This is a genomic window from Aliiroseovarius sp. (assembly GCF_965228805.1).
Classification (GTDB): domain Bacteria; phylum Pseudomonadota; class Alphaproteobacteria; order Rhodobacterales; family Rhodobacteraceae; genus JASBTN01.
This window is the reverse complement of sequence record NZ_CBDDIE010000003.1, coordinates 2,422,900-2,449,460: the sequence shown is the minus strand read 5'-3', so window position 1 is coordinate 2,449,460 and position 26,561 is coordinate 2,422,900. Positions and strand designations below refer to the sequence as shown.

The following is a 26,561-nucleotide window of genomic DNA, read 5'->3' as shown; positions in this document are numbered from 1 at the left end:
CGCTCTCATCGCGGACGAATTTCGCCCTAAGGGTATGTACAAAGCTCATCATGCCCATCGGTATGCCTAACGAATTGGGCAGAAATGCGACCTGATGATGCGGTTTTGCGGAACAGTGGGATGATCCGTTCAGGCATCGCGAATGATTTTCGAGAATTTCTCGAAAATCGGTTCGTTCGAACAGATCACCTCGCCGTCGTCCAGCATGCTGCCTTCGGGGTCCATCGGCTCGATCAACCCGCCTGCCTCGCGCACGATGACAATGCCGGCGGCAACATCCCAGGCATTCAGGCGGCGTTCCCAGAAACCGTCGTAGCGACCGGCGGCGACATAGGCCATATCCAGCGCGGCGGCACCCCAGCGGCGCACACCAGCACAGGCAGGCATCAGACGCGCCAGATCCTGCAGCGTGGCCGGAAGGTCCGAACGGCCACCGAAGGGCAGCCCAGTGGCAAAGATCGATTCGATCATGCGGTTACGGCCCGACACGCGCAGGCGGCTTTCGTTCAGCCAGGCACCGGCGCCTTTCTCGGCATAGAACATCTCGTCCTTGGCGGCGTCAAAGACCACGCCCGCGACAATCTCGCCCTTGTGCTCCAGCGCAATCGAAACAGCCCAGTGCGGCAGACCGTGCAGGAAGTTGGTGGTGCCGTCCAGCGGGTCGACGATCCAGCGCCGGGTCGGGTCCTTGCCCTCGATCTCGCCACCCTCTTCGGCCAGCCAGCCATAGTTCGGGCGTGCTTCCATCAGCTCTTCGCGAATGATTTTTTCCGCGGCGATATCGGCACGGCTGACAAAGTCCCCTGCCCCTTTCATCGAGACCTGCAGGTTCTCGACTTCGCGGAAATCCTTCACCAGGCTGCGCCCGGCTTTCCGGGCGGCCTTGATCATCACGTTCAGGTTTGCACTGCCTTGCATGGGACGGCTCCTTAGACTCAAGCCGCGCGTATACGCCGCGCGGGGCCGCTTGCCAAGCCTTCACGCACGTTGCAGCTTAACGGGCTCGGTTCGCGCCAGCCGGATCATGTGCGCGATATAGGGTTTCGGCGCCTCTTCCTCGCGGGTGGCGGCATACATTCGCTTGGACAGACCCGCTTCGGTGATCGGTTTGGTAATGTAATCGGGATTGTATTTCACCTCCCGCAGCACCCAGTCGGGCAGCACGGTGACGCCGCGCCCGGCGGCCACCAGCATCAGGATCACCTCGGTCAGCTCGACTTGCCGCTGGGCGCGCGGTTCAACCCGCGCGGGGGTCAGAAGCGCGGTAAAGATATCCAGCTTCGACCGTTCCACCGGGTAAGTAATCAGCATCTCTTCTTCGAAATCCTCGGGCATGATAAAATCACGATCCGCCAGTCGGTGCGTGCCCGCCGCGACGAAGCGCGGTTCATAGTCGAAGAGCGGCGCATAGGTAATGCCCGGCAAGTCCACCGGGTCTGAGGTCACGACGAAATCAACCTCCTCGCGCCGCAGCGCCTCCAGCGCATCGAAGGCAAGGCGCATACGGATATCCACGTCGACCTCGGGCCAGGCGTGGCGGAACCCATCCAGTACCGGAAACAGCCACTCGAAACAGGCGTGGCATTCAATGGCTATGTGCATGCGACCCGAGCGGCCGGATTTCAGCGCGCGGAATTCCTCTTCCAGGGCGGAGACCTCCGGCAGGATGCGTTCGGCCAGGCGCAGGAGTTTCATTCCCGCCGGGCTGAGCTTCATCGGTTTCGAGCGGCGGTGAAACAGTTCCATGCCGACCTGTTCCTCCAACCCTTTGACCTGATGCGACAGGGCCGACTGGGTGATATGCAGCATATCGGCCGCCCGCGCGAGCCCACCCGCTTCGTGGATCGCGCGGATGGTGCGCAGGTGGCGGAATTCGAGGTACATGTGCGATCCTCATGATCTTCGTGAGAATTATGAATTTGTTTCACAGATGAGGATCGGGCACAAGAGGTCAACCCAAAACAAAGGTGCCCCGATGACCACGCCCCGTATCTCGTTCGAATTCTTCCCGCCGCAATCGCTGGATGCATCGTTCCGCCTGTGGGACACGGTGCGCGAGCTGGCGTCGCTGGACCCGAGCTTCGTGTCCGTGACCTATGGCGCGGGCGGCACGACCCGCGACCTGACCCATGACGCGGTGGGCACGATCCATCGCAACTACGGCCTGAATGTCGCCGCGCATCTGACCTGTGTCGAGGCGTCGCGCGAGGAGACCCTGGAGATCGCCCGTGGCTATCGCGACCAGGGCGTGCGCGAAATCGTGGCGTTGCGTGGCGATGCGCCGAAGGGCGCTGAACGCTTCACGCCTCACGCGGACGGCTTTGCCAACTCGCTGGAGTTGATTGAGGCGCTGGCGGGCGAAGGGTTCGACATTCGTGTCGGCGCCTATCCCGAGCCGCACCCCGAAGCCGCCGACACCGCCGCCGATGTGGCCTGGCTGAAGCGCAAGGTTGACGCTGGCGCCACCTCGGCCATTACCCAGTTCTTCTTCGAGCCGGACACCTTCTTCCGCTTCCGCGATGCCTGTGAAAAGGCCGGGATCGACGTGCCGATCATCCCGGGCATCCTGCCCATCGACAACTGGGATGGCGTGAAACGCTTCGCCCAGCGCTGCGGCACCCAGGTGCCGACCTGGCTAGACGATGCCTATGCCAAGGCCAAGCGTGATGACCGCGAGGAGCTGCTGTCCACCGCGCTCTGCACGGAGCTGTGCAGCGATCTGATCGACGGCGGGGTCGAGGATCTGCATTTCTACACGCTGAACAAGCCTGCGCTGACCCGAGACGTGGCCCATGCCCTGGGCGTCACGCCGAAGGTCCAGCTGCGCGACGTGGCCTAACACCCTGCGAACGCAACGTCCCGCACGGACGGAACCCCACGTCACTCTTGCTCGGCGCGCTGCTTGGCCTAGCGTCACCTGGACCTAGCCAAGGAGCGCGCCGATGTATTTTGCCGAGAAGCCCGAGGACCTGTTGGATCAGGAGGGGCTTTTGTCCATGTCCGGGCTGGAGTTCATGCAAGGCATTCTGGACGGCACCCTGCCCGCCCCGCCGATCAGCCGGGTTCTGAACTACCGCCTGTACAGTGTCGAAGAGGGCCGTGTGGCCTTTCGCGGCACGCCCGGCTTCGACCACACCAACCCGATGGGCACGGTGCATGGCGGCTGGTACGGCACGCTGGTCGACAGCTGTATGGCCTGCGCGGTGATGACCCTGGTGCCCAAGGGCTCGGTCTATACCACGCTGGAGTTCAAGACGAACATCATCCGCCCGATCAAGCTGGGCACGGAGATCGAGGCGGTCGGCACCTCGCAGCACACCGGCCGGTCAACCGGCGTTGCGGTGGCGGAGCTGCGCGGGGTCGAGGATGGCAAGCTCTATGCCACCGGGTCGACCACCTGCATTGTCATGAAGATGCGCTGAGCGCGCGCAACAGGGGCTCTCAGTGCCCGTGGCTCAACGTGCCCGGCGGAGGCACGGGTTGGGTCTGAGCACTTGGGCGCATGCGTCCCGCCTTGAACAACCGTTCGGACGGGTCCAGCCCAATCTTGCGCTTGCGGCGATAGAAAAACATCTTGCCCCAGCCGCGAATGGTCCCGGTCGAGGGCGCATTGGGATCACAGGGAAACCGGTCACGCCAGCCCTGCGGAAGGCCGACTCCGTGCCCTTCCAACTTGCCCAGCATCCAGACCAAAGAAACATTCGCAAGCGGCCGTGCCGCGTGGAACCCGCCCAATTGCCCACCGACGTCGCCATGGGTGCCAGGGAACCAGACCTGTTCGACCCGGCCGCTCCAATCGTCATCACTGGTCCACAGGACCGGCTCGAAAGCATCGCGCGTCTCATCCTGCGCCAGCGCGTGATAGCCGTGCCGGATCGACGCGCCCAGATGGGTCGAATGGAACCGGTGGCGCGGCTCGAACAGCCGCCAGACCATCGGCCAGCGCAGGCCCAGCGCCTTCACCGTGTCCCAGACGCCCACCATCTCGATCGGCGCCTCGTCGTGGCAATAAAGCTCGGCAAAGCGCATCGCGGCAGCGCTGTCCGGGCTGCATTCATAATGGCGATAGACATCGCGCACATTGCGTTCGGTGGCATGTTCGGGTTTCAGCAGGCCAATCATGTCGATGACGCCAGCCAGCGATCGCACGGCGAAGGCTCCGCGCGAGTAGCCGAGAAGGAAAATCCGGTCGCCCGGACGGTAGCGCGACGCCAGGAACCCATAGGCGCGGCGGATCTGGCGGTTGATGCCGACGCCCGTGGCCACGTGCCAGGAGTGTTTCCAGGTCTCGAACTGGATCCCGGCCTCATACATGATCGACAGATGGGCGGCGGGCGCACATTCGCAGAGCAGCCGATAGGTCAACCCGGCATTGGTTTCATCGCCGGGATCGAGCGTCGACATGGTGCCGTCCAGGATCACCACATGGTCGACCCGCCCCCGCACCGGGCGGGCGGCGCTTCGCGTCTGGACCTTGCCGACGAACCATCTTTTGAGGCGCTCGAACACGCGTGGCTGCTCCTGTTTCATCCCACCATCATGACGCGAACAGGGTAAACCGGCGGTAAACCTGCCGCGTTACTCAAAGGTGGCGCCCCGGGCGGGACCTGTCCAGAGCCTCATCCGCCTGCTGACTGAACCGTGATCACCTGTAAGTCGCCGTAACCGTTGAACCGGGTCACGGTGGCGGTGCAATAGGCACCCATGCCTTCGAAGATCAGGTAATCCCCCTCTTCCAGCGCCTTTGGCAGCGGCAGGGGCTCGGGCAGGCGATCCATGCTGTCGCAGGTCGGGCCGTAGACAATACGTTCCATCAGCGGGCCCGGAACCGGGGTGCCGTCCGGGCGCACCGAGGTGACCCGATCCAGCATGCCGATCAGCATGAACTCGGCAAAGCCGCCATAGATCCCGTCGTTGATGAAGACCGAGTCACATTCGCGCAGGGCCTTCACACGGGTCGCGAAGGTAAAGGCCTCGGCCACCAGGGCGCGCCCAGGTTCGCAGACCAGACCCGGCGCGTCTTCGCCAAAGGCCTCGACCACCGAATGGTGGATGGCGTCGAAGATCGCACCCAGATCCGGCGCCACCCCGCGGTTCGACGCGAACCCGCCCCCCACATTCAGCCGGGCCAGGCGCACGCCTGCTTCGCGCGCCACATCGGCGCAGGTCTGGATATAGGCGGTCCAGGCAGCGGGATCGGCGCATTGGGTGCCGGGGTGGAAGGTCATCGACGGGATGAACCCCGCCGCGGCCACCGCTTTCAACAGGGTCACGCAGCCTTCCGGGTCCTCGCCGAATTTCGAGCCGAAGTCATAGGCCGCCCCTTCGACCGGCAGGCGCATGCGCACGGCCACCTCGATCCCCGCGGGGGGCACGAGGTCAATCAGCTTGGCCAGCTCGCTCAGCCCATCCACCGAATAGGAGCATACCCCCATCGACACCGCCTCGCGGATTTCGGCAGGGCTGCGCACCGGGTTGTTGTAATGCAGGTCCACCGTCGCGCTGATCGACCGCATCTTGCGGATCTCGACCGGGCTGGCCACGTCGAAACCGGACACGCCAGCGGCCAACAGGTTCTCGATCACCGCGCGGTCGTCATTGGACTTGATCGCATAGGTCACCATGCCGTCGAACCCGGCCAGGAAATCACGCGCCGTCTGCTGCAGGACCTCGGGCGAGAAATAGAGCACCGGCTGCTCCGGATGCTCGTTCTTCAGATGGGTCAGGGCCGTGGGCCAGATCGACAGGGGTCTGCTCATGGGGGTGATCCTTCGGGTAAACCGTCGCGCTTTCTTTCAGTTTTCAGGCGGGGACCGGCGGTTTCTAGTGGCGGAGTGGGCAAAATGTCGCATAGGATACGACGAAACGACGCCTAGAGACGACACATGGACGACACAGACCGCGAATTGCTGGCTCAACTCGAAGGAAACGCCCGTCTGCCGGTGGCCACGCTGGCCCGGCGCCTGGGATTGGCACGATCTACTGTACAGGCCCGAATCGAACGGCTCGAAGAACGCGGTATCATCGCGGGCTATGCGCTGAAACTGGGGGACGGGGCAAGAGGGGATCAGATCCACGCCACGGTTTTGTTGTCGCTGGAGCCACGCTCGACCCCGGCGGTGCTGGCCCGGCTGAAGACCCTGACCACGGTCGAGGTCGCCCACACCGCGTCGGGCCGTTTCGACATGGTGCTGCAACTGGCCGCCCGCTCGACCGCCGAACTGGACGGGGCGCTGGACGCGATCGGCGAGATCGACGGGGTGAAGAGTTCGGAAAGCCTGATCCACCTGTCGACCCGCATCGACCGGCTGGGCTGACCCGCGGCGGCAAAACGCCGTCACCAGTCTTTTGCCAAATTAACCGATTAAGCTCGTGCCCTCACTGGGTTAAGATGGGCTGTTCTTTCGAGGGATAGCGACATGCAGGTTCAAACCGTTTCCACCACGCCCATTGCGGGGCAGAAGCCGGGCACCTCCGGGCTGCGCAAGAAAGTGGCCGAGTTCAGCGCGCCGGGGTTTCTGGAGAACTATGTGCAGGCCATCTTTGATGCCTGGGGCGCTGAGGGGAAGACCCTCGTGCTGGGCGGTGACGGGCGCTACTTCAACCGCGCGGCACTGGCCACGGTGCTGCGCATGGCGGCGGCCAATGGCGTGGCCCGTGTCATTGTCGGTCAGGGCGGTCTGCTATCCACCCCTGCCGCGTCCCACCTGATCCGCACCAGCGGGGCTGATGGCGGGCTGATCCTGTCGGCCAGCCATAACCCGGGCGGACCGGAGGGCGATTTCGGGCTGAAGCTGAACGTCTCCAACGGCGGCCCTGCGCCCGAGGCGGTGACCGATGCGATCTTTGCCGCCAGCGGGGAAATCACCCGCTACCTCATTGCCGCCGCTGATGCCCCCGCGTTGGAGACTCTGGGCCAGGCGCACCTGGGCGAGATGGTGATTGAGGTGGTCGATCCGGTTTCCAACTATGCCGCCCTGATGGAAGAGCTGTTCGATTTCGACGCCATCCGCGCGCTCTTTGCCACCGGCTTCACCATGCGGTTCGACGCCATGCACGCGGTGACCGGCCCCTATGCGGTCGATATCCTAGAACGCCGCCTGGGCGCGGCCCCGGGCACTGTGGTCAACGGAACGCCCAGCGAAGATTTCGGCGGCGGCCACCCCGACCCCAACCCGGTCTGGGCTCATGAGCTCTACGATCTGATGATGAGCGCGCAGGCACCCGATTTCGGCGCGGCCTCGGACGGGGACGGCGACCGCAACATGATCCTGGGGCGCGGCGCCTATGTGACGCCCTCGGACAGCCTTGCGATGCTGGCCGCCAATGCGCATCTGGCCCCGGCCTATGCGGGTGGGATCGCGGGGATTGCACGCTCCATGCCGACCTCCGCTGCCGCTGACCGTGTGGCCAAGGCGCTCGGGATCGAGGCCTTCCAGACCCCTACCGGCTGGAAATTTTTCGGCAACCTGCTGGATCATGGCCGCATCACGCTGTGCGGCGAGGAAAGCGCAGGCACCGGGTCCGATCACGTGCGTGAGAAAGACGGGCTCTGGGCGGTGCTTCTATGGCTGAACATCCTCGCCAAGCGCGGCGAGAGCGTGGCCGAGATCATGGCCGACCACTGGGCCCGGTTCGGGCGGGATTACTACTCGCGCCACGACTACGAAGCTCTGCCGAAGTCTGACGCCGAAGCGCTCATCACCGACCTGCGCGCGGCCTTGCCGGGCCTCGCCGGACAGAATGCGGGCGGGCTAACGGTTTCCTCAGCCGAGGACTTTGCCTATCTCGACCCGATTGACGGCTCGACCAGCAAAAACCAGGGGATCATCCTGCAGTTCACCACCGGCGAACGCGCGGTGCTGCGCCTCTCGGGCACCGGCACCGAAGGGGCGACCTTGCGCGTCTACCTGGAGCGGTTCGAGGGGCCGGAGGGCGATCACACCCTGGACACGCAGGATGTCCTGGCCCCGCTGGCCAAAGCCGTTGACCAGATCGCCGAAATCGCCAAACGCACGGGCCGCACCGCTCCGGACGTTGTGACCTAATAGGCCCGCCTGCCCCACGCGCCCATCCCGAGCCTACCCGGCGCAAGCCGGGATGGCGAGACATCAAGCGTGGCGCAGCCACACCTTTTGACAACGCCCTTCCCCTTCCCCCGCCCTTCGGCTACATGTCCCCGGACGCATTTTCACACGCTGGGACCAACACGCCATGGCCATGGAAAAAACCTTCGACGCCCAAGCCCGCGAGGGCGAAATCTACGCCGCATGGGAGGCCGCTGGCGCCTTCCGCGCGGGCAAGCACGTGGGCAACAGCGAGACCTCTTCCTTCTGCGTGATGATCCCGCCGCCGAACGTGACCGGCGCGCTGCACGTGGGCCATGCCTTCAACAATACGCTGCAGGACATCCTGGTGCGCTGGCACCGGATGCGCGGCTTTGACACGCTGTGGCAGCCGGGCCAGGACCACGCCGGCATCGCCACCCAGCTGCAGGTCGAAAAGATGCTGGCCGCCACCGGCAACCAGGGTCGCCGCGAGCTGGGCCGCGAGAAGTTCCTGGAAAAGGTCTGGGAATGGAAAGGTGAATACGGCGGCACGATCATCAACCAGTTGAAACGCCTGGGCAGCTCCTGTGATTGGGACCGCAACGCCTTTACCATGTCCGGCGCGCCGGGTGCACCCGAGGCCGACGCCAAGGGCAATTTCCACGATGCCGTCATCAAGGTCTTCGTGGAGATGTACAACCAGGGCCTGATCTACAAGGGCAAGCGCCTGGTCAACTGGGACCCGCATTTCGAAACCGCGATCTCGGACCTCGAGGTCGAGAACATCGAGACCCCGGGCCACATGTGGCACTTCAAATATCCGCTCGCCGGTGGGGCCACCTATACCTATGTGGAGAAGGACGAGGACGGCAATGTCACCCTGTCCGAGGAGCGTGACTATATCTTCATCGCCACCACGCGGCCTGAAACCATGCTGGGCGATGGCGCGGTGGCGGTGCACCCGGATGACGAGCGCTACGCGCCCATCGTCGGCAAGCTTTGCGAAATTCCGGTGGGTCCGAAGGAGCACCGCCGCCTGATCCCGATCATCACCGATGAATACCCGGACATGGACTTTGGCTCGGGCGCGGTGAAGATCACCGGCGCGCATGATTTCAACGACTACGAAGTCGCCAAGCGCGGCGGCATTCCGATGTACCGCCTGATGGACACCAAGGGCGCCATGCGCGCGGATGGCGACGCCTATGACGCCGCCGCCGCCATCGCCATGGAGGTCGCCCAGGGCGACCGCACCCTGACCGAGGCCGAGGCCGACGCGGTAAACCTCGTGCCCGACCACCTGCGGGGCCTCGACCGGTTCGACGCCCGCGCCAAGGTGATCGCCGAGATCACCGAGGAAGGCCTGGCGGTCATGACCACCTCGGACGATCCGCGCCTGGGTCCGAAGAAGAAGCTGAAGAAGGGCGAGGAAGAGCCGCCGGTTACTGAGGTTCCGCTGGTCGAAGCCAAACCGATCATGCAGCCCTTCGGTGACCGTTCGAAAGTCGTCATTGAACCGATGCTGACCGACCAATGGTATGTGGATACGGCGAAGATCGTCGGCCCGGCGCTGGACGCGGTGCGCGACGGCCGCACCAAGATCATCCCGGAAAGCGGCGAGAAGACCTATTACCACTGGCTCGAAAACATCGAACCCTGGTGTATTTCCCGTCAGCTCTGGTGGGGGCATCAGATCCCCGTCTGGTATGCGCCCGATGGAACGGAATTCTGCGCCGAAGACGAAGACCAAGCTCAAGACATGGCGGATGCGGTGTTCGGCCCTGCCACCGTTCTGAAACGTGACCCCGACGTGCTCGACACCTGGTTCTCTTCCGGTCTCTGGCCGATCGGCACGCTGGGCTGGCCCGCCGACACGGACGAGATGCAGAAATACTTCTCGACCGATGTGCTGATCACCGGGTTCGACATCCTGTTCTTCTGGGTCGCACGCATGATGATGATGCAGCTTGCCGTGGTCGACGAAATCCCCTTCCACACCGTGTATCTGCACCAGCTTGTCCGTGACGAGAAGGGCAAGAAGATGTCGAAGACCACCGGCAACGTCATCGACCCGCTGGAGATCATCGACGAATACGGCGCCGACGCGCTGCGCTTTACCAATGCCTCCATGGCGGCCATTGGCGGCGTGCTGAAACTGTCGGAAGAGCGCATCAAGGGCTACCGCAACTTCGGCACCAAGCTCTGGAACGCCGCGCGCTTTGCCGAGATGAACGAATGCCGCCCCAGCGCGGATTTCGACCCCGCCGCCGTTACTCAGACCGTGAACAAGTGGATCGTGGGCGAAACCGCCAAGGCCCGCATCATGGTCGACGAGGCGCTGGACGCCTACCGGTTCAACGACGCCGCCAACGGGCTTTACGCCTATGTCTGGGGCAAGGTCTGCGACTGGTATCTGGAATTCGCGAAACCTCTGCTGAACTCGGATGACGAAGCCGTCGTGGCCGAGACCCGCGCCACCATGGCCTGGGTGATCGACCAGTGCCTGGTGCTGCTGCACCCGATCATGCCCTTCATCACCGAACAGCTCTGGGGCGACATTGCTGACCGCGACCACATGCTGGTGCATCAGGAATGGCCGACCTACGGCGTCGAACTGGTGGACGAGGCCGCGAGCCGCGAGTTGAACTGGGTGATCCAGGTGATCGACAACATCCGTTCCGCCCGCGCGCAGGTGCATGTGCCCGCCGGTCTGAAAATCCCGGTGATCCTGCAGGAGATGGACGCAGCCGGTCGCACCGCCTGGGCGGGCAACGAGGCCCTGATCAAGCGCATGGCGCGGATCGATAGCCTGACCGAGATGGCCGAACTGCCCAAGGGCTGCATCACCGTGCCGGTGGACGGTGGCACCTTCGCGATGCCGCTGGCCGATATCATCGACGTGGACGAGGAAAAGGCCCGTCTTGAAAAGACGCTGGGCAAGCTCGCCAAGGAGCTTGGGGGCCTGCGTGGCCGCCTGAACAACCCGAAGTTCGCCGCAAGCGCGCCCGAGGAAGTGGTCGCGGAAGCCCGCGCCAACCTCGCCGCCCGCGAGGCCGAGGAAGCCAAGATCAACGAGGCCCTCGCCCGCCTGGCCGATATCTAAGAAACCCACGCCCCGCCCAACCCGGCGGGGCGTTTTCCTTCGGAGCCCCCATGGCCGCAAAACCTGCCTTCGACCGCACCGATACGGTGATCTTTCTGGGCGGCATCACCGCGTTGACCGCTGTCAGCGTGGACATTGTGCTGCCCTCGACCGGTGTGGTTGCGCGCAGTTTCGACACGCCTGAGCAACAGGGCGCGTTGCTGGTCGGGCTCTATTTCATCGCCTATGCGATGGGGCAGCTGTTTTGGGGTCTGTTCTCGGACGCTTTCGGACGGCGGCGGGCGCTGCTTATGACGCTGGCGGGCTTTACCGCCGCCTCACTGGCCTGCGCCATGGCCCCCTCGTTCCAGTTCCTGCTGGGCGCACGTTTCGTGCAGGGCCTGTTCGGCGCCTCGCCGATCATCGCCCGCGCCATGGTGCGCGACGTGGCTCACGGGGAAGAGGCTGCACGGATCATGACCGTTCTGGGCGCGATCCTGACGCTCGCCACGGTGTTCGCACCGGTGCTGGGCTCGGGCCTGCTGATCCTGTTTTCCTGGCGCGCGATCTTCGTTTTCCTCGCGGTGCTGGCCATGGTTTTCGCCGCCTACACCTGGTTCGCCCTGGGCGAGACCGGCGGGGCGCGGCGGCCGGAACGCTTTACCCTGGGCTTCATCCGCACAGCAGGCAAACGCCTTCTGACCACCCGCGCCTTTCTGGTACCGATGGCGGTGGGCGGGCTGACCTTCGGCGGCTATGTCTCGGTGGGCGCGACCGGCGCGATCATTGCCGAGCAACGCTACGGCGTGTCCCCCGAAGCCTTTGGCGCGCTCTTCGCCATTGTCGCCATGGTGAACATGTCCGGGGCCTTGTTTGCCCGACAGCTGTTGAACCGAATGAACCTGCGCCAGGTCGGCACCGTGGCCGTATCGCTGCTGGGTCTCGGCGGCCTGGTGAACCTGGGGCTGAGCTTCACCGACCCGTCCTTGCCGCTCTTCTGGGGTGGGGTATGCGTGTATGTGGCGGCTTTCGGCATCATCTTCCCCACTTCCATGGCCGCAGCGATGGAGCCAGCGGGCGACATGCCCGGGTTTGCCGCCTCGCTTATGGGCGCATTGCAGATGGTCATGGCCAGCCTTGGTGCCTTCATCGCCTCGTCGCTGTTCGACGGCACCCACCTGGCGATCAGCCTGACCATGGCACTTTTCGCGGGGCTGGCGGTGGCGGTCCTGGTGACGGGGCGCCTGTTGGACCGGCGCGGGGTTGTCGCCCGGCCACAGTGAACTCATTCATTTTGCCGACAAAATTATACCTTTGCGCAGCTTTCCTTTGCCTTTACGTAAACTGCTGCCTATCGTCTCGTTTTGAGAGAGAAGCGCGCGAGACCTTCTCCGCATGAGTGCACGCCAAAAACGGTGTTCGTGATCTGACGAGTCCCTTCGACGTACCGAAGAAACTGGAAGGATACAGGCATGACTTTACGCACATTCTTGGGCGGGCTGCTGGCCGTAGCGCTGCTCTCAAGCATGCCAGCCCAGGCCGACGTGCTGGTTCTGGGCAGCGTGAACGACAATATCCGCAAACATGTGGACCGCTTTACCCCCCTCGCGAGCCACCTAGCCCAAGCGCTGACAGAGGACGGGATTACCGAGGTGCGCATCACGGTGCTGGAGGATGCCAAAACCATGGCGCACGCATTGCGCGACGGCGAGGTTGATCTCTATTTCGACAGCCCGCTGGTCGCCGGATTGGTGGCGCAATGGTCCGGCGCGCAGCCCTTCCTTCGACGCTGGAAACGCGGTGTGGCGCGCTATCACTCCGTCATTATCGTGCCCACGGACAGCCCGATCCGCAATGTTTCGGACCTCAAGGGGCGGCGCATCGGATTTCAGGACCCGGACAGCACCTCGGGCTTTCTACTGCCCGCGGGTCTGCTGCTGGACCGCGGGGTACCGGTCACCGAGCTTGAGCATCGCGAACTCCCCCCGCCGCCCGATGCCGCAGGCTACGTCTTTACCGGTGACGACAAGAACACGGTCCTGTGGCTGACCCGCGGCTGGATTGATGCGGGCGCCACCGACCCGCGCGGGCTGGATATCCTGCGCGAGACGCAGCCGGGTGCCTTCCGTGTCCTTGCCACCAGCATCGACGTGCCGCGCCAGGTGGTGCTGCACCGGGCCGACATGGACCCGGATCTGGTCGCCCGCCTGAGCGCCCTTCTGACTGGGCTGGAACACAGCGAGACCGGGCGCGAGGTCATGCATCGCTTTCACAAGACCACTAGGTTCGACACCTTCCCGGATGGGGCCGAAACGACCTTTGCGCCGATCCATGCGTTGCTGGATCGGCTGACGGCACACGGGCTGATCGAGGCCGGATCGTGACCCGGCCGCCTCGTCGCCTGTTGCACCCTCTGCACCGCGTGCTGCGCGCCGGTCTGGGTCGGCGCCTTGCCCTGTCCTTCAGCCTGTTGATCACGGTTATCATCCTGGGCCTGGTCGTGAACAACAGCCGAATCCAGGCGCAGCTTGTAAAAAGCCGGATGGATCAGCAGATTGGCCATCTTCTGGATCTCGCGACCGAAGTCAGCCTGCCCGCGCTTCTGGACGGGCAGCCCGCCGAGCTTGAGACCATTTTCGAACAGTGGAGCAACCAGGAAGAGATCGCTGATATCTTCCTCGTCGATGCACGCGATCTTCTGATGGTCGACGCAGGCCACACCAATCAGGGCAAGTTCCTGACCCGGGTTGACGACGCGCTTGTCGTCCAGGCCCGCCGTTCGGGCAGACTTGTCCGCTACGAGGACGAAGTCATGGTTCGCCTGGCTCAGCCAATCATTGCGGGGCCGACCCACTACGGCACCATCCGCGTAAACCTACTGCGCGAGACCTGGACCAATAATCTGCGCGAACTGTGGCGCGGCAATCTGATTTTTGGCGGGTTGGTTCTGGCCATCGGCCTGACCCTGAGTCTGGCAATCGCCGCCCGGATCGTCGGGCCGCTCGATCACCTGACCCGGGCCACCCGCCAGGCCGCCGCCGGGCAGTTGAATCAACGCATAGATATCCAGACAGGTGACGAGTTGCAGAGCCTCGCCACCTCGTTCAACGCCATGCTGCAGGCCTTGCGACGCGCCATGCAGGCCACGGCAGCCGTGGCCTATCGCGACCGTCTTACCGGGACTCCGAACCGAAACTGGCTCAATGCCACGTTGGATGGGCTCGTGGCCCAAGCGGGCGATGAGGGACAGGATCTGGCGGTCCTGTTTCTGGACCTCGACTGGTTCAAGACCGTCAATGACACCCACGGGCATCACGCGGGCGACCAACTGCTTCTCCACTTTGCCGAACGGCTGCGCGGCTGCGTCGGCGCCCTGGGGTTGAGCATTCATGACGGAGAATCCCCATTGCCAGACGCAAGGGGCGACGTCGAGGTCGACACGGGATTCGACAGGGGGACGCACAAAGGCTTCCATCGGGGGCCAGAGGCGGACCATAACGGCCACTCGGGCCTGGATCTGCACAGCACTGCCACCATCGCCCGCCTTGGCGGCGACGAGTTTACCATCGTCACACCCGCCGATCAGGCCGAACAGCTGGCACAGTTGATCCTCAAGCGCATGGATCAGCCCTTCCAACTTGACGCGGTGCGATTTCGCACGACCGCCAGCATCGGCATCGCACTCTATCCCAACCACGCCGCCAACGCCGAAGACCTTCTGAAACAAGCTGATGTTGCAATGTATCAGGCCAAACAGGCGGGGCGTAACACCTACTGTTTCTACGATGAGGAACACCATGCGCAGTTCCTGCAACGCCAAGCACTGATCGCAGAACTGCGTGACGGGATCGCCATGGGGGACCTGGTCCTGCATCTGCAACCGCAACTGGACCTCACCACACGGCAGATCAGCGGGATCGAGGTCTTGCTACGTTGGCAACACCCCAAACGCGGACTTCTGTCCCCGTCGCAGTTCCTCCCTTTCGCCTCGGACAGCGGGTTGATGCCGGCAATTGGCGAACGTGTCGCGGGGCTGATGTTTGACCTGGCCGGACGGTTGGCTGATGCAGGCCTCGCGCCTCCGATCATCGCCATGAACCTGTCTGGCGAGGAGCTGGCGGATGCCGATCTGATCAACACCCTCCTGCGATGCATCGACAAGGCATCCGTTCCGGGGACCCGTATCGAACTGGAAATCAGCGAGCGCACCGCCACATCGGGCGAAACAGCGCTCGACGACAATCTGGCCCGGCTGCGCGACGCGGGCTATCGTCTTGCGGTCGATGATTTCGGCATTGGGTATTCGAACCTGGGGCGGCTCAAGGACATGCGTTTCGACCGCCTCAAGATCGACCGCAGCCTGCTGGATGGAATCGGCGCGGATGCCCGAGCTGAACGGCTGCTGGGGGCGGTTCTGCAGATGCTGATCTCGCTCGACAAGGAGGTCGTGGCCGAAGGGGTCGAGACGCTGGAACAGCTGGTCTTCTTGAAGGCGCATGGCTGCCATAGCGCCCAGGGGTTCCTGCTGGCCGAACCGATGGCCGAGGATGCCTATCGCACCTGGCTGGCCGCCACCCAGCAGACCGATCCCGCCTGACCTTCCGCTTTTTCGCTTTGCGCAGCGACCCAATTGCCCCTATCTGGGCTTCGTGACAGGGGCGCCCGGCAAAGGCCTGGGCTGAGAAGCACCCTTTGAACCTGACCCGGATCATGCCGACGGAGGAAGTCGCGCGTGGCTCACGTGTGCCCCTCCGTAGCGCTACGAGGAGATGACCGTGACCAACCCAGCCCTCATGGTTCCCAACGTCCTGTCCATCGCGGGCTCCGATCCCTCCGGCGGGGCGGGTATCCAGGCGGACATCAAGGCAATCGCGGCCAATGGCGGTTATGCGATGGCCGTGGTGACAGCGCTGACCGCCCAGAACACGCGCGGGGTTCATGGGGCACAGCTCATCAACCCGGAATTCGTCCGCGCTCAGATCGAGGCCGTCCTTGATGACATCTGCGTCGGTGCGATCAAGATCGGCATGCTGGGAGACGCCGCGATTATCCGCGCCGTGACCGATTGCCTGACCCAACAGGATGCCCCCGTTGTGCTGGACCCGGTCATGGTGGCCAAGGGCGGCAGCCGCCTGTTGGCCGATGCGGCTCTCGACGCATTGCGTGCGCTTCTGCCCCAGACCACAATACTGACCCCGAACCTGCCCGAGGCTGCGGATCTGTTGGAGTGTGCCGAGGCAACCACCCGGAGCGAGATGGAAGCTCAGGCCAGGGCTCTGCTGGACCTCGGGCCCGATGCGGTGTTTCTGAAAGGCGGCCATCTGGACGGTGCTGACAGTCCGGACCTCGTGGTCACTCCCGACGCCAGCCACTGGATCGACGCCCCGCGCCTTTCGACTGGTAACACCCACGGCACCGGTTGCACCCTGTCGTCTGCCCTGGCCACACAGCTTGCCATGACCAGCGATCTCCTTACCGCTGCGAAAGCTGCCAAGACCTATACGCTCGGCGCGATCCGGGCGGCCGATGCGCTGTCAGTGGGCCGAGGTCACGGCCCGACCGATCATTTCTTTGCACTCAGAAAGTAACGCTCCGCCCCGGCGCGCGCCTGATGGCGGGCGCGGGGTGGGCGGGTGGGCGCGCCCGGCAGCAGGGGCGCGCCGGGGCGTCCCGACAGATCAGTCGCGCACCACCAGAACCGAACAGGGCGCCTTGCGCGCCACGCGGGCCGAGTTCGGCCCTTGCAACTTGTCCATGAGGTTCGGCTTGTGTGCCCCGACCACAACCAGATCCGCCTGCGAGCGTTCAATCGCATCCAGGATCTGCTCATAGGCAGTGCCGACTTCGACAATATGCTGCACCTTACCGAACTCCGGCAGGGTCTCGGCCACGAAAGCATGCAGCTGTTCATTGGCCGAGGCCACTGCCGACTTCATCGTGCCTTCCTGAAAGTAGGACCCGACAATCGACATGCCGTAGTCGGGAACGACTGTCACCACGGACAGCGATGCACCATAAAACTCGGCCAGTTCGGCCGCCCGTCCAAGCAGCGGTTTCTCCGCCTCCAGATGGGTCAGGTCCACGGCACAGAGAACATGTTCGGTCATGCCAGCACTCCTTCCTCTTCGCTCTGCTTGCGCCGCATCTGCAACAGATAGACTGCGGCAAACAGCGCAAGCGCTGGGATGTAGAACAGCTCTTTCGGCAGGCGCTCGTTCTCGAACTCGATCCCGGCAATGGTGACCGGGATATCGCCATAGAAGTCATAGTCACTGCCCAACGTGTCGAAATGTGGCGACCCCGGGAAGGGCTCTTCCAGGACCAATTGCCCATCCTCTTCCATCACAGCCAGGCCCTGATCCATCAACGCTCCCTCGGCATCCCCCGCCTTGGTTGGCAGGATCACCGTGGTCGGGACCGTCTCACCGCTCAGGAAGTCAGGCCCGCTAATCGACAGGCGTACCTCGCCCCCATCGGGCTGTTCGGCCAGAAGCGCCAGCGCCTCCTGCCCTTGCAGGACATTGTACTTGGGCGCCACGCGATCCAGCCAGAACCCCGGTTGGAACAGCGTAAAGGCCACCAGCAGCAGAACCGCGCTCTCCCACAGGCGCGATCGGGTCATGAAGTACCCCATCGTGCCCGCCGCGAACAAAAGCATCGCAATCAGCGCAACAACAAAGACGAAAACTGCCTGAACCGGCCCCACATTGATCAACAGAAGATCCGTGTTGAAGATGAACAGGAAGGGCAGAAGCGCCGTACGGATCGAGTAGAAGAACGCCTGGAAACCGGTGCGCAGCGGATCGCCCTTCGAAATCGCGGCGGCAGCGAAACTCGCCAAACCGACCGGTGGCGTCACGTCCGCCATGATCCCGAAGTAGAAGACGAACATGTGCACCGCGACCAGTGGCACGATGAGCCCGTTCTGCGCGCCCAGTTCCACGACCACACCGGCCATCAGCGAGCTGACGACGATGTAGTTCGCCGTGGTCGGCAGACCCATGCCAAGGATGATCGAGATCAGCGCCACGAAGAACAGCATCGCCAGCAGGTTGCCGCCGGACAGGAATTCGACGAACTCCGCCATCACCTGGCCGATGCCGGTCAGGGTCACGGCGCCGACGATGATCCCTGCCACGCCCATGGCGGCCGCCAGGCCGATCATGTTGCGCGCGCCGATGATCAGACCATCAGCAATGTCCACAAACCCCTGACGCAACTGCGCGCCAATGTCACTCTGACCGCGGAAATAAGCCTTGAGCGGGTTCTGCGTGGCCAGGATCACCAGCATGGCGATGGCCGACCAGAAGGCCGACAGGCCGGGCGATTTGCGTTCGATCATCAGCAGGTACATCAGCAGCAGGATCGGCATGATATAGTGGATGCCGGTCTTGAAGATCTCGCGCGTCGGCGGCAGGTGCTGCATGGACTCGAGGCTCATCTCCAGGTCCTTCTGCCCGGCGGCAAAGCGCACGGCGAACACGTACAACACCGCCATGATCACCACGATCACCCAGGTCGAGGCCCCGCCCAGCGCACCTTGCAGCAGATCGACGATCAGGCCGGTCAGGAACAGGGTACCGCCAGCAATGACGATCGACGAGGCGATGATGAAGATCGCGCCCAGCATGAACTTGACCGGATGCATGCGCGAGGTGCCGGTCATGCCCATCTTGAGCGCTTCAAGGTGCACGATATAGACCAATGCGACATACGAGATCGCGGCAGGCACGATAGCGGTCTTGACCACCTCGATATAGGAGATGCCGACATATTCGGTCATCAGGAAGGCCACCGCGCCCATGACGGGCGGGGTCAGCACGCCATTGATCGAAGACGACACCTCAACCGCGCCGGCTTTGGTGGCCGGGAAGCCGACCTTCTTCATCAAGGGGATGGTGAAGGTACCGGTGGTGACCACGTTGGCAATCGACGAGCCCGAGATCAGCCCGGTCGCCGCCGAGGCAATGACCGCCGCCTTCGCCGGGCCGCCACGCAGGTGGCCCAATGCGGCAAAGGCCAGTTGCAGGAAGTAGTTGCCTGCGCCTGCCTGGTTCAGAAGCGCGCCGAACAGCACGAAAAGAAAGACAAAGCCGGACGAGACGCCCAGCGCCACACCGAAGACGCCCTCGGTGGTCAGCCACATGTGGCTCATTGCCTTGTTGATGGAAGCGCCTTTCCACTGGATCACCTCCGGCAGGCCCGACCACGATCCGAAGAAGACATAGGCCAGGAAGAACAGCGCGACGCCCATCAGCGGGAAGCCCAGCGACCGGCGCGCGGCCTCCATGAGCAACACGATGCCGACGACCGAGACGACAAGGTCCAGCGTGTTCGGGTTGCCGGTGCGGTTGGCCACGCCGACATAGTTGTAGAACAGGTAGGAGGAAGCCAGCGCGCCGACCACGGCCATGACCCAGGTCGGGATCGGAATGCGGTGGCGGGGGCTGCCCTTCAGCCCGGGAAAAGCGATGAAGGCCAAGAGAACCGCGAAACCAAGGTGGATCGCCCGCGTCTGGGTGTCGTTCCACACGCCGACCTTCAGGATGAAGGGCAGCGGTGACGCGATCCAGAGCTGATACAGCGACCAGACCAGCGGGATATACCAAAGCGCGGCCTTTCCGAAAGCACCGTCAGGCTGGCGCCCGCCAGTATCGCTGTCGGCTATGAAATCTTCCAATGCGCTGTCTTGTTCTTCCTTTTGCGCATCCGAATGTACTTGTGACATCTGTTCCCCTCTTTCCCCGTCTGTTCTCCCGGATCTTTGTCCAGGGCGTGAAAGCACGAAAACCCCCGCCGCCTCATGGGCGCCGGAGGTCGCAGTTTCTCAAGCGGTCAAGCGCTTATTTCCAGCCGCGCTCCTGGTAGTATTTCAGGGCGCCCGGGTGGATCTCGGCGGTCAGGCCGTCCACGACCATTTCGCTCTCCTGCAGGCGGCCGAAGGCGGGGTGCAGCTTCTTGAAGTCTTCGAAGTTCTCGAAGATCGCCGAAACCACCGCGTACACCACGTCATCCGGGGTGTTGGCCGAGGTCACGAAGGTCGCTTTCGGGCCCCAGGAGGGGATGTCGTCGGCGTTGCCCGGGTACATGCCGCCGGGGATGGTGGCTGCGGCATAGGCCGAGTTTTCGGCCAGCAGGTTGTCGATGCCTTCACCGGCCAGCGGGATGATCTTCACGTCACAGGACGAGGTCGCTTCCTGGCTGGAGCCATTCGGCAGACCGGCAGCCCAGATGGTCGCGTCGATCTTGCCGTCGCAAAGCGCGGCGGCCTGTTCGGACGATTTCAGCTCGGCGGCCAGCGAGAAGTCGGCAGCGGTCAGGCCCGAGTATTTCATCAGGGTTTCCGCCAGAACGCGGGTGCCGGAACCGGGGTTGGCGATGTTCACGCGCTTGCCAGCCAGATCGGCAACGCTTTCGATGCCGCTGTCAGCGCGGGCCATCAGGTGCATCGGTTCCGGGTGGACCGAGAACAGGGCGCGCAGTTCAGGATAGGCGCCATCGTCCGAGAACTTGCCGGTGCCAGCAACAGCCGCAGCCTGCACGTCCGACTGCACGATGCCGAAGTCCAGCTCACCGGCGCGGATGGTGCGGGTGTTGTAGACCGAACCGCCGGTCGATTCGACCGAACAGCGAATGCCGTGATCCTTGCGGCCCTTGTTCACCAGGCGGCAGATCGCGCCACCGGTCGGGTAATACACGCCGGTCACGCCGCCGGTGCCGATGGTGACGAATTGCTGGTCCGCCGCCATGGCAGCCCCGCCGAGGGTCAGAGTGACCGCGGCGGCCACGCCACCGAATGCATGTTTGATATTCATCTGTGTTTCTCCCACTTACAGATACGTCAGCGCTTGGCGCGCTTGTGTTTTGGTACCGAAGAGCGTCTGCGAAGTTTTTTCCCCTGTCACGCGAAAACTAATGTTTTTTTTGCGCAATCCAGTAGGCGTTGTTGTCCTTGCGCAGATCCTCATAGGATTTGATTCGTTGCCTAGCTTCATTTCCGCCCAGTTTGACCAGAAGCGCCAGCAGGTTTTCCATGATCGCCATCGCACCCGTGTAACATCCGAAATGGTGCGTCGAAATGACCGAAGCGACCAGCGTCTCATCCGCCGTGAAATCGCTGGAAATCACGTCGCTGTCAGACACCATGATCAGTTTCACGCCCCGTTCTCGGGCGAATTTACAGGCCTCGATCGTCTCACGCGAATAGGGGGTAAAAGTGATGGCGATCATCACGTCGCCGGCGCCTGCGTAGTTCAACTCGTCAATCGCGCTGTTCATGTGGCGCGGGATAAGTTGCAATGAAGGCAAGGCCATACGCCCCACGTAGTGGAAGTAATAGGCCATGGCATAGCTGGCCCTGACGGCGGTCAGGTAGACATTGCGCGCATCCAGCAACATGGCGGCTACCCGCTCCATCTGCTCGGGCGTCTGGCGCTCCAGCGAGCGTTGCACGATCGCCATCGTATTGACCGAGGCCTCGGCCTGCACCCGACCGAATTCGCCGCGTGCGCGCAGGGCATCCACCCACTCCGGTCGCTCTACAAAAGCGGTCGAAGAAACCAGCGCATGGCGGAAAGGTTCCCGCATCTCTTCATAGCTGGAAAACCCCATGCGTTCGGACATGCGCACCAAGGTATATGTCGACACCCCACACTTGCGCGCGGTCTCGCGGATCGGGTCCAGACCGAAGTCCGACGGGTGGTCGACGATATACTTCGCCACCGCCTTCAGACGCGGAGACAGCTCGGGCAACTCGCGCTTCAACGCTGAAATCGTTCGATTTTTCAGGGTGGGATCCATGCGATTCGTCTCCTCCGGCGCGATTCCTCGTCAAAACATACGTTATTTTTCCGCTTCGTTGACTGATTTTGATTTTCCGCCAAGACTTTTTCGCCAGTGAAACACCAGCGGACGAACAGGAACCCTACCCATGTCCTCCCCCCTGCCCTCCCATGCCAGCGTCGTCGTGATCGGCGGCGGCATCATGGGATGCTCGACCCTTTATCACCTGGCCAAGATGGGCGTCAGCGACGCCATCCTGTTGGAGCGCAACGCGCTTACCTCCGGCACCACCTGGCATTCCGCCGCCCAGGTGCGCGCCCTGCGTCATTCCAAGAACCTGACGCGCATGATCCAGTATTCGGTGGACCTGTATTCCCAGTTGGAGGAAGAGACCGGCCAGAATGTCGGCTGGATCCAGAGGGGCAGCCTGTCGATTGCCACCACGCCCGACCGGCTGGTGCACGTGAAACGGCAAGAGGCTCTGGCCCATGCCTATGGGATCGAGGCGACCTCGATCTCGGCCGGTGAGGCCAAGGAACGCTGGCCCCTGATGAATGCCGATGACGTGCTGGGCGCGGTCTGGTCGCCCGATGACGGGCGGGTCAGCCCTTCGGACGTCTGCGCGGCGCTGGTCAAGGCGGCCAAGCCCCTGGGCGCGAAGATTTTCGAGCGCACCGGTGTGACTGGCATCCTGACGGAAAACGGCCGCATCAAGGGGGTCGAGACCACCCAGGGCACCGTCATGTGTGACGCCATCGCGCTCTGTACCGGGCTTTGGTCACGTGAAGCGGGTGCCATGGCGGGGGCCGAGGTTCCTGCGTTGGCCTGTGAACATTTCTATCTGCTGACCAAGCCCATCGACGGGGTCGTCGGCAACACCCCGACCCTGTCCGACCACGACAGCCACCTTTACATCCGCGACGACTCGGGCGGGCTGCTGGTCGGCTGTTTCGAACCGATGGGCAAGCCGATTGCCCCGGGCGTGCTGAACGAAAGCTTCGAATTTGGCCTGCTGCCTGAGGATTGGGAGCATTTCGAACCGATGATGGAACTGGCCCTGAACCGTCTGCCCGCGCTGGAGACGGCCGAGGTCAAGATGCTGCTGAACGGGCCCGAGAGCTTTACCCCCGACGGCACCTTCATGCTGGGCGAAACCGCCGAAACCAAGGGGCTGTTCCTGGGCTGTGGCATGAACTCGGTCGGCCTGGCCTCGGGCGGCGGGGCGGGCATGAACCTGGCCCATGCCATCGTGCACGGCCACACGGCCTATGACCTGACCGAGGCGGACGCCAAGCGCTTCGCGCCCGTCTTCAACAATATCGACCACCTGATGGCCCGCGCGCCCGAGATCCTGGGCACCCATTACGACATTGCCTATCCGGGCAAACAGCTTGTCACAGCCCGGAACCTGCGCGCCCTGCCGCTGGATGCTGAATTCAAGGCGGCAGGGGCGCATATGGGGCAGTTCTATGGCTGGGAGCGGCCGCTCTATTTCGGCAAGACCGCCGAGCCGACCCTGCGCTTCGACAAGCCCGACTGGTTCGACAACGTCGCCGCCGAAGTGAAGGCCGCACATGAGGCGGCGGCGATCTTCGACGCATCTCCGTTTGGCAAGATCGACGTGACCGGCCCGGATGCCGAAGCCTTCCTGATGCAGACCTGCGCGGGCTACATGGGCCGGGCACCGGGGTCCGTCATCTACACCGCCGTACTGAATGAACGCGGCACGTTTGAAAGCGACATCACCGCGCAGCGCATCGCGGAGGACCACTATCGCCTCTTCGTCGGCACCAATGCCATCAGGCGTGACCTGACCTGGTTTACCCGCGCCGCCGAAGGGTTCGACGTGCGCCTGACGGACGAGACCGAACGTTACGCCGTGCTGGGACTGATGGGCCCGGAGGCCGCGCGTATCGCCCGCGAACTGGGCGGCGACTTGGATGGGATCGGCTATTTCAAACAGGCCGAGGCGACCCTGGCCGGCGTGCCGGTGCGTGCCGCACGTCTGTCCTATGTCGGCGAAGCGGGGTGGGAGATCACCTGCAACGCCTCCGACGCACCCACGCTCTACGCCGCCATGACCAAGGCGGGCGCCAAACCCGCAGGCCTCTTTGCCCAGACCTCGATGCGGATCGAAAAGGGTTTCTGCGCCATGGGCCATGAGCTGGACAGCGACGTGACGCCGGTTGAGGCCGGGCTGGACTTCGCCACCCGAAAGACGGGCGGGTTCACTGGGGCCAAGGTGCTGGCAGAGAAGCGTGCGGCCGAGGTTTCCAGCCACGTGATCTCGCTTGCCATCGACGACGAAGGCGCCGTCCCGCTTGGGCATGAGCCGATCTACCTGCATGGCAAGATCGTCGGCCAGACCTCCTCCTGCGCCTTCGGCTATCGGATAGGCAAACCAGTCGCCCTGGGCCACATGTCCGAACCCATCGCAGACGGTGCGCGGGTACAGGTCGATATCGCCCGTACACTCTATGACGCGACGGTCACCTTGGGGCCGCTTTACGACCCGGATGGGAGCCGCATGAAAGCATGACACACAGACCCTTCATCATGGTGGCCCCGAACGGGGCCAGACGGGGCAAGGCGGATCATCCCGCCCTGCCCCTCACCACCACCGAGATTGTCGAAACCGCCCGCGCCTGCAAAGCCGCGGGCGCCGATGGTCTTCACCTGCATGTGCGCGACGAGGCAGGCGCGCATTCGCTGGACGCGGGGCGCTATCGCGAAACCCTGGACGAGTTGGCCCGCGTGGTGCCCGGGTTGCGGCTGCAGATCACAACGGAGGCGGTGGGCATCTACGACGTGGCTCAACAGCTCGACTGTCTCGAACAGGTGCGCCCCGGCTGGGCCTCCATCGCCGTACGCGAAACCGCGCGGGACATGGAGCTGGCGCCGAGCGTCTATGCCGCCTGTGCCGAGATGGGCTGCGAGGTGCAGCATATCCTCTATGACACCGAAGACATAGCGACCCTGAAACGCTGGCAGGCCGAAGGCATCGTGCGCCCGGGGCAAGACAGCGTGCTGTTCGTGCTGGGTCGCTATGCGGTCGGTCAGACCTCGGACCCGGCCGAGCTGGACCCGTTCCTGACGGACCTTCCGGACGCCCCAAGCTGGATGCTCTGCGCCTTCGGGCCACAGGAACATGCCTGCCTGGCCGCTGCCGCCAAACGAGGCGGCAACCTGCGCGTGGGGTTTGAAAACAGCCTGGTGGCCGCCGACGGCCAGCCTCATCCCGACAACGCGGCCTCGGTGGCTGCCCTGTGCGACCTGCTGGAAAGGAGCACCTCATGAGCAACAACAGCCATGTTTTCCCCCGCCATTGCCACTCCGATCTGCCCGTCGCGGCAGGCGGTGACGGCTGTTTCCTGATCGACCGGGACGGCAAACGCTATTTCGACGGATCCGGCGGTGCGGCGGTGTCCTGCCTGGGGCACTCGAACTCCCGCGTGGCGCAGGCGGTCAAGGACCAAGTCGACCAGCTGGCCTTTGCGCACACCGGTTTCTTCACCACCGAACCGGCCGAGCAACTGGCCGACCTGCTGATCAAACATGCACCGGGACGGCTGGATCGGGTCTATTTCGTCTCGGGGGGCTCGGAAGCGGTGGAAAGCGCGATGAAGCTGGCCCGGCAGTTCCATATCGAAAACGGCGAACCGGGCCGCCGCGCGGTCATCGCGCGGCGCCAGAGCTATCACGGCAACACGCTGGGCGCGCTGGCGGCCGGGGGCAACGAATGGCGGCGAGAGCAATTCGCGCCCTTGCTCATGGACGCCACCCATGTGGACCCGTGCTACGAGTACGCCGAACGGCACGAAGGCGAGAGCCTGGAGGATTACGGCCAGCGCGCGGCCCAGTCGCTGGAGGATGAAATCCTGCGCCTGGGGCCGGAGAACGTCATGGCCTTCCTGGCCGAGCCTGTGGTCGGCGCCACCCTGGGTGCGGTGCCGCCGGTCGAGGGCTATTTCAAACGCATTCGCGAGATTTGCGACCAGTACGGCGTGCTCTTGATCCTCGACGAGGTTATGTGCGGCATGGGGCGCACCGGACATCTCTTTGCCTGTGACGCCGAGGGCATCGCGCCGGATATCCTGTGCATCGCCAAGGGCTTGGGGGCGGGCTATCAGCCGATCGGCGCAATGCTCTGTACCAACCGGATCTATGATGCGATTGCCGCTGGCAGTGGGTTCTTCCAGCACGGCCATACCTATATCGGCCATCCGGTCGCGGCAGCGGCGGGGCTCGCCGTGGTGTCAGAGCTGTTGGAGCGTAATCTGGTCACTCAGGCCCGTGCGCGCGGCGCGTATCTGGCGGCAGGCCTGCGCAGCCGGTTTGCCCAACACGAACACGTCGGCGACATCCGCGGGCGCGGCATGTTCTGGGGGGTGGAGTTCGTCGCTGACCGGGCAACGAAAGCGCCCTTCGATCCGTCCAAGGGTCTGGCGGGTAAGCTGAAGAAAGCGGCCTTTGCCGAGGGGTTGATCTGCTACCCGATGCCCGGCACGCGGGACGGGCGCCATGGCGACCACGTGTTGCTGGCCCCGCCGTTCATCGCCTCGGAAGCGGAACTCGACGGCGCGCTGGACGCTTTCGGGCGCGCCGTCGACAAGGTCATGGCCGCCCTCTGATGGCGGCCATCGGGCGTA

20 protein-coding genes and 1 riboswitch are annotated in these 26,561 nt (G+C 63.8%); of the genes, 12 read left to right on the top strand and 8 right to left on the bottom strand.

Annotated elements, in window-relative coordinates; all coding sequences use genetic code 11:
* Positions 1–129 precede the first annotated feature (129 nt).
* Positions 130–918, bottom strand: a complete 789-nt coding sequence (locus tag ACO07D_RS12980) for an inositol monophosphatase family protein (RefSeq protein ID WP_421703369.1) — start codon at positions 916–918, stop codon at positions 130–132.
* Between the two features lie 60 nt (positions 919–978).
* Positions 979–1,884, bottom strand: coding sequence for a LysR substrate-binding domain-containing protein (locus tag ACO07D_RS12975; protein ID WP_421703368.1), 906 nt, complete (start codon positions 1,882–1,884; stop codon positions 979–981).
* 91 nt (positions 1,885–1,975) lie between these two features.
* Here ACO07D_RS12975 and metF point away from each other — a divergent pair, with 91 nt between their 5' ends.
* Together metF and ACO07D_RS12965 are read left to right on the top strand one after the other, a co-directional pair.
* A complete protein-coding gene (metF, locus tag ACO07D_RS12970; RefSeq protein WP_421703367.1) occupies positions 1,976–2,839 on the top strand; it encodes a methylenetetrahydrofolate reductase [NAD(P)H] in 864 nt (287 codons plus the stop codon).
* A 103-nt stretch (positions 2,840–2,942) separates the two neighbouring features.
* On the top strand, positions 2,943–3,422 hold the full coding sequence (locus ACO07D_RS12965) for a PaaI family thioesterase (RefSeq protein ID WP_421703366.1): 480 nt from the start codon (positions 2,943–2,945) through the stop codon (positions 3,420–3,422).
* A 19-nt stretch (positions 3,423–3,441) separates the two neighbouring features.
* Here ACO07D_RS12965 and ACO07D_RS12960 read toward each other — a convergent pair whose 3' ends face one another.
* Positions 3,442–4,530 (bottom strand): DUF2235 domain-containing protein, encoded by a 1,089-nt coding sequence (locus tag ACO07D_RS12960; RefSeq protein WP_421703365.1) that lies wholly within the window; start codon positions 4,528–4,530, stop codon positions 3,442–3,444.
* 89 nt (positions 4,531–4,619) lie between these two features.
* A complete protein-coding gene (locus ACO07D_RS12955) occupies positions 4,620–5,759 on the bottom strand; it encodes a type III PLP-dependent enzyme (protein ID WP_421703364.1) in 1,140 nt (379 codons plus the stop codon).
* A gap of 126 nt (positions 5,760–5,885) precedes the next feature.
* On the opposite strand from ACO07D_RS12955, the gene ACO07D_RS12950 reads away from it, so the two are divergent.
* From ACO07D_RS12950 to thiD, 7 genes are all read left to right on the top strand, one after another.
* The gene (locus tag ACO07D_RS12950) at positions 5,886–6,317 is read left to right on the top strand and encodes an Lrp/AsnC family transcriptional regulator (protein ID WP_421703363.1); all 432 of its coding nucleotides are present in this window, start codon (positions 5,886–5,888) and stop codon (positions 6,315–6,317) included.
* Positions 6,318–6,419: 102 nt separating this feature from the next.
* Entirely contained in the window at positions 6,420–8,048 is a 1,629-nt protein-coding gene (locus ACO07D_RS12945) for an alpha-D-glucose phosphate-specific phosphoglucomutase (RefSeq protein WP_421703362.1), read from the top strand.
* Between the two features lie 166 nt (positions 8,049–8,214).
* Positions 8,215–11,151, top strand: a complete 2,937-nt coding sequence (locus tag ACO07D_RS12940; protein WP_421703361.1) for a valine--tRNA ligase — start codon at positions 8,215–8,217, stop codon at positions 11,149–11,151.
* A 50-nt stretch (positions 11,152–11,201) separates the two neighbouring features.
* Positions 11,202–12,413: a multidrug effflux MFS transporter gene (locus tag ACO07D_RS12935; protein WP_421703360.1), complete on the top strand. Its 1,212-nt coding sequence runs from the start codon at positions 11,202–11,204 to the stop codon at positions 12,411–12,413.
* A gap of 189 nt (positions 12,414–12,602) precedes the next feature.
* Positions 12,603–13,514, top strand: coding sequence for a phosphate/phosphite/phosphonate ABC transporter substrate-binding protein (locus ACO07D_RS12930; RefSeq protein WP_421703359.1), 912 nt, complete (start codon positions 12,603–12,605; stop codon positions 13,512–13,514).
* Positions 13,511–15,727 carry a putative bifunctional diguanylate cyclase/phosphodiesterase gene (locus tag ACO07D_RS12925; RefSeq protein WP_421703358.1) on the top strand — a complete coding sequence of 739 codons (2,217 nt, stop codon included), beginning with the start codon at positions 13,511–13,513 and terminating at the stop codon, positions 15,725–15,727. Before ACO07D_RS12930 ends, ACO07D_RS12925 begins: the two co-directional genes overlap by 4 nt.
* Before the next feature lie 47 nt (positions 15,728–15,774).
* Positions 15,775–15,872: riboswitch (TPP riboswitch) on the top strand.
* 51 nt (positions 15,873–15,923) lie between these two features.
* Positions 15,924–16,718, top strand: coding sequence for a bifunctional hydroxymethylpyrimidine kinase/phosphomethylpyrimidine kinase (thiD, locus tag ACO07D_RS12920; protein ID WP_421705031.1), 795 nt, complete (start codon positions 15,924–15,926; stop codon positions 16,716–16,718).
* A gap of 90 nt (positions 16,719–16,808) precedes the next feature.
* On the opposite strand, the gene ACO07D_RS12915 is transcribed toward thiD, so the two are convergent.
* The 4 genes from ACO07D_RS12915 to ACO07D_RS12900 form a co-directional block, all read right to left on the bottom strand.
* Positions 16,809–17,237: a universal stress protein gene (locus tag ACO07D_RS12915; RefSeq protein WP_421703357.1), complete on the bottom strand. Its 429-nt coding sequence runs from the start codon at positions 17,235–17,237 to the stop codon at positions 16,809–16,811.
* On the bottom strand, positions 17,234–19,858 hold the full coding sequence (locus ACO07D_RS12910) for a TRAP transporter permease (protein ID WP_421703356.1): 2,625 nt from the start codon (positions 19,856–19,858) through the stop codon (positions 17,234–17,236). Before ACO07D_RS12910 ends, ACO07D_RS12915 begins: the two co-directional genes overlap by 4 nt.
* Positions 19,859–19,973: 115 nt before the next feature.
* Positions 19,974–20,945 carry a TAXI family TRAP transporter solute-binding subunit gene (locus ACO07D_RS12905; protein WP_421703355.1) on the bottom strand — a complete coding sequence of 324 codons (972 nt, stop codon included), beginning with the start codon at positions 20,943–20,945 and terminating at the stop codon, positions 19,974–19,976.
* 97 nt (positions 20,946–21,042) lie between these two features.
* Positions 21,043–21,930, bottom strand: coding sequence for a MurR/RpiR family transcriptional regulator (locus ACO07D_RS12900; RefSeq protein WP_421703354.1), 888 nt, complete (start codon positions 21,928–21,930; stop codon positions 21,043–21,045).
* A gap of 130 nt (positions 21,931–22,060) precedes the next feature.
* On the opposite strand from ACO07D_RS12900, the gene ACO07D_RS12895 reads away from it, so the two are divergent.
* From ACO07D_RS12895 to ACO07D_RS12885, 3 genes are read left to right on the top strand one after another with little or no spacing between them, the layout of a single operon-like run.
* Positions 22,061–24,451, top strand: a complete 2,391-nt coding sequence (locus tag ACO07D_RS12895; protein ID WP_421703353.1) for a GcvT family protein — start codon at positions 22,061–22,063, stop codon at positions 24,449–24,451.
* Positions 24,448–25,209 carry a 3-keto-5-aminohexanoate cleavage protein gene (locus ACO07D_RS12890; protein ID WP_421703352.1) on the top strand — a complete coding sequence of 254 codons (762 nt, stop codon included), beginning with the start codon at positions 24,448–24,450 and terminating at the stop codon, positions 25,207–25,209. Before ACO07D_RS12895 ends, ACO07D_RS12890 begins: the two co-directional genes overlap by 4 nt.
* On the top strand, positions 25,206–26,543 hold the full coding sequence (locus ACO07D_RS12885) for an aspartate aminotransferase family protein (protein WP_421703351.1): 1,338 nt from the start codon (positions 25,206–25,208) through the stop codon (positions 26,541–26,543). Before ACO07D_RS12890 ends, ACO07D_RS12885 begins: the two co-directional genes overlap by 4 nt.
* Positions 26,544–26,561: the final 18 nt, after the last annotated feature.

Bases quoted from the DNA above. Each gene is read 5' to 3' on its own strand.
- ACO07D_RS12885 (WP_421703351.1), top strand. From the start codon at position 25,206: ATGAGCAACAACAGCCATGTTTTCCCCCGCCATTGCCACTCCGATCTG.
- thiD (WP_421705031.1), top strand. From the start codon at position 15,924: ATGGTTCCCAACGTCCTGTCCATCGCGGGCTCCGATCCCTCCGGCGGG.
- ACO07D_RS12940 (WP_421703361.1), top strand. From the start codon at position 8,215: ATGGCCATGGAAAAAACCTTCGACGCCCAAGCCCGCGAGGGCGAAATC.
- ACO07D_RS12975 (WP_421703368.1), bottom strand. From the start codon at position 1,884: ATGTACCTCGAATTCCGCCACCTGCGCACCATCCGCGCGATCCACGAA.
- ACO07D_RS12905 (WP_421703355.1), bottom strand. From the start codon at position 20,945: ATGAATATCAAACATGCATTCGGTGGCGTGGCCGCCGCGGTCACTCTG.
- ACO07D_RS12895 (WP_421703353.1), top strand. From the start codon at position 22,061: ATGTCCTCCCCCCTGCCCTCCCATGCCAGCGTCGTCGTGATCGGCGGC.
- ACO07D_RS12915 (WP_421703357.1), bottom strand. From the start codon at position 17,237: ATGACCGAACATGTTCTCTGTGCCGTGGACCTGACCCATCTGGAGGCG.
- ACO07D_RS12955 (WP_421703364.1), bottom strand. From the start codon at position 5,759: ATGAGCAGACCCCTGTCGATCTGGCCCACGGCCCTGACCCATCTGAAG.
- ACO07D_RS12930 (WP_421703359.1), top strand. From the start codon at position 12,603: ATGACTTTACGCACATTCTTGGGCGGGCTGCTGGCCGTAGCGCTGCTC.
- ACO07D_RS12900 (WP_421703354.1), bottom strand. From the start codon at position 21,930: ATGGATCCCACCCTGAAAAATCGAACGATTTCAGCGTTGAAGCGCGAG.
- ACO07D_RS12890 (WP_421703352.1), top strand. From the start codon at position 24,448: ATGACACACAGACCCTTCATCATGGTGGCCCCGAACGGGGCCAGACGG.
- ACO07D_RS12950 (WP_421703363.1), top strand. From the start codon at position 5,886: ATGGACGACACAGACCGCGAATTGCTGGCTCAACTCGAAGGAAACGCC.
- ACO07D_RS12965 (WP_421703366.1), top strand. From the start codon at position 2,943: ATGTATTTTGCCGAGAAGCCCGAGGACCTGTTGGATCAGGAGGGGCTT.
- ACO07D_RS12980 (WP_421703369.1), bottom strand. From the start codon at position 918: ATGCAAGGCAGTGCAAACCTGAACGTGATGATCAAGGCCGCCCGGAAA.
- ACO07D_RS12960 (WP_421703365.1), bottom strand. From the start codon at position 4,530: ATGAAACAGGAGCAGCCACGCGTGTTCGAGCGCCTCAAAAGATGGTTC.
- ACO07D_RS12910 (WP_421703356.1), bottom strand. From the start codon at position 19,858: ATGTCACAAGTACATTCGGATGCGCAAAAGGAAGAACAAGACAGCGCA.
- ACO07D_RS12935 (WP_421703360.1), top strand. From the start codon at position 11,202: ATGGCCGCAAAACCTGCCTTCGACCGCACCGATACGGTGATCTTTCTG.
- metF (WP_421703367.1), top strand. From the start codon at position 1,976: ATGACCACGCCCCGTATCTCGTTCGAATTCTTCCCGCCGCAATCGCTG.
- ACO07D_RS12945 (WP_421703362.1), top strand. From the start codon at position 6,420: ATGCAGGTTCAAACCGTTTCCACCACGCCCATTGCGGGGCAGAAGCCG.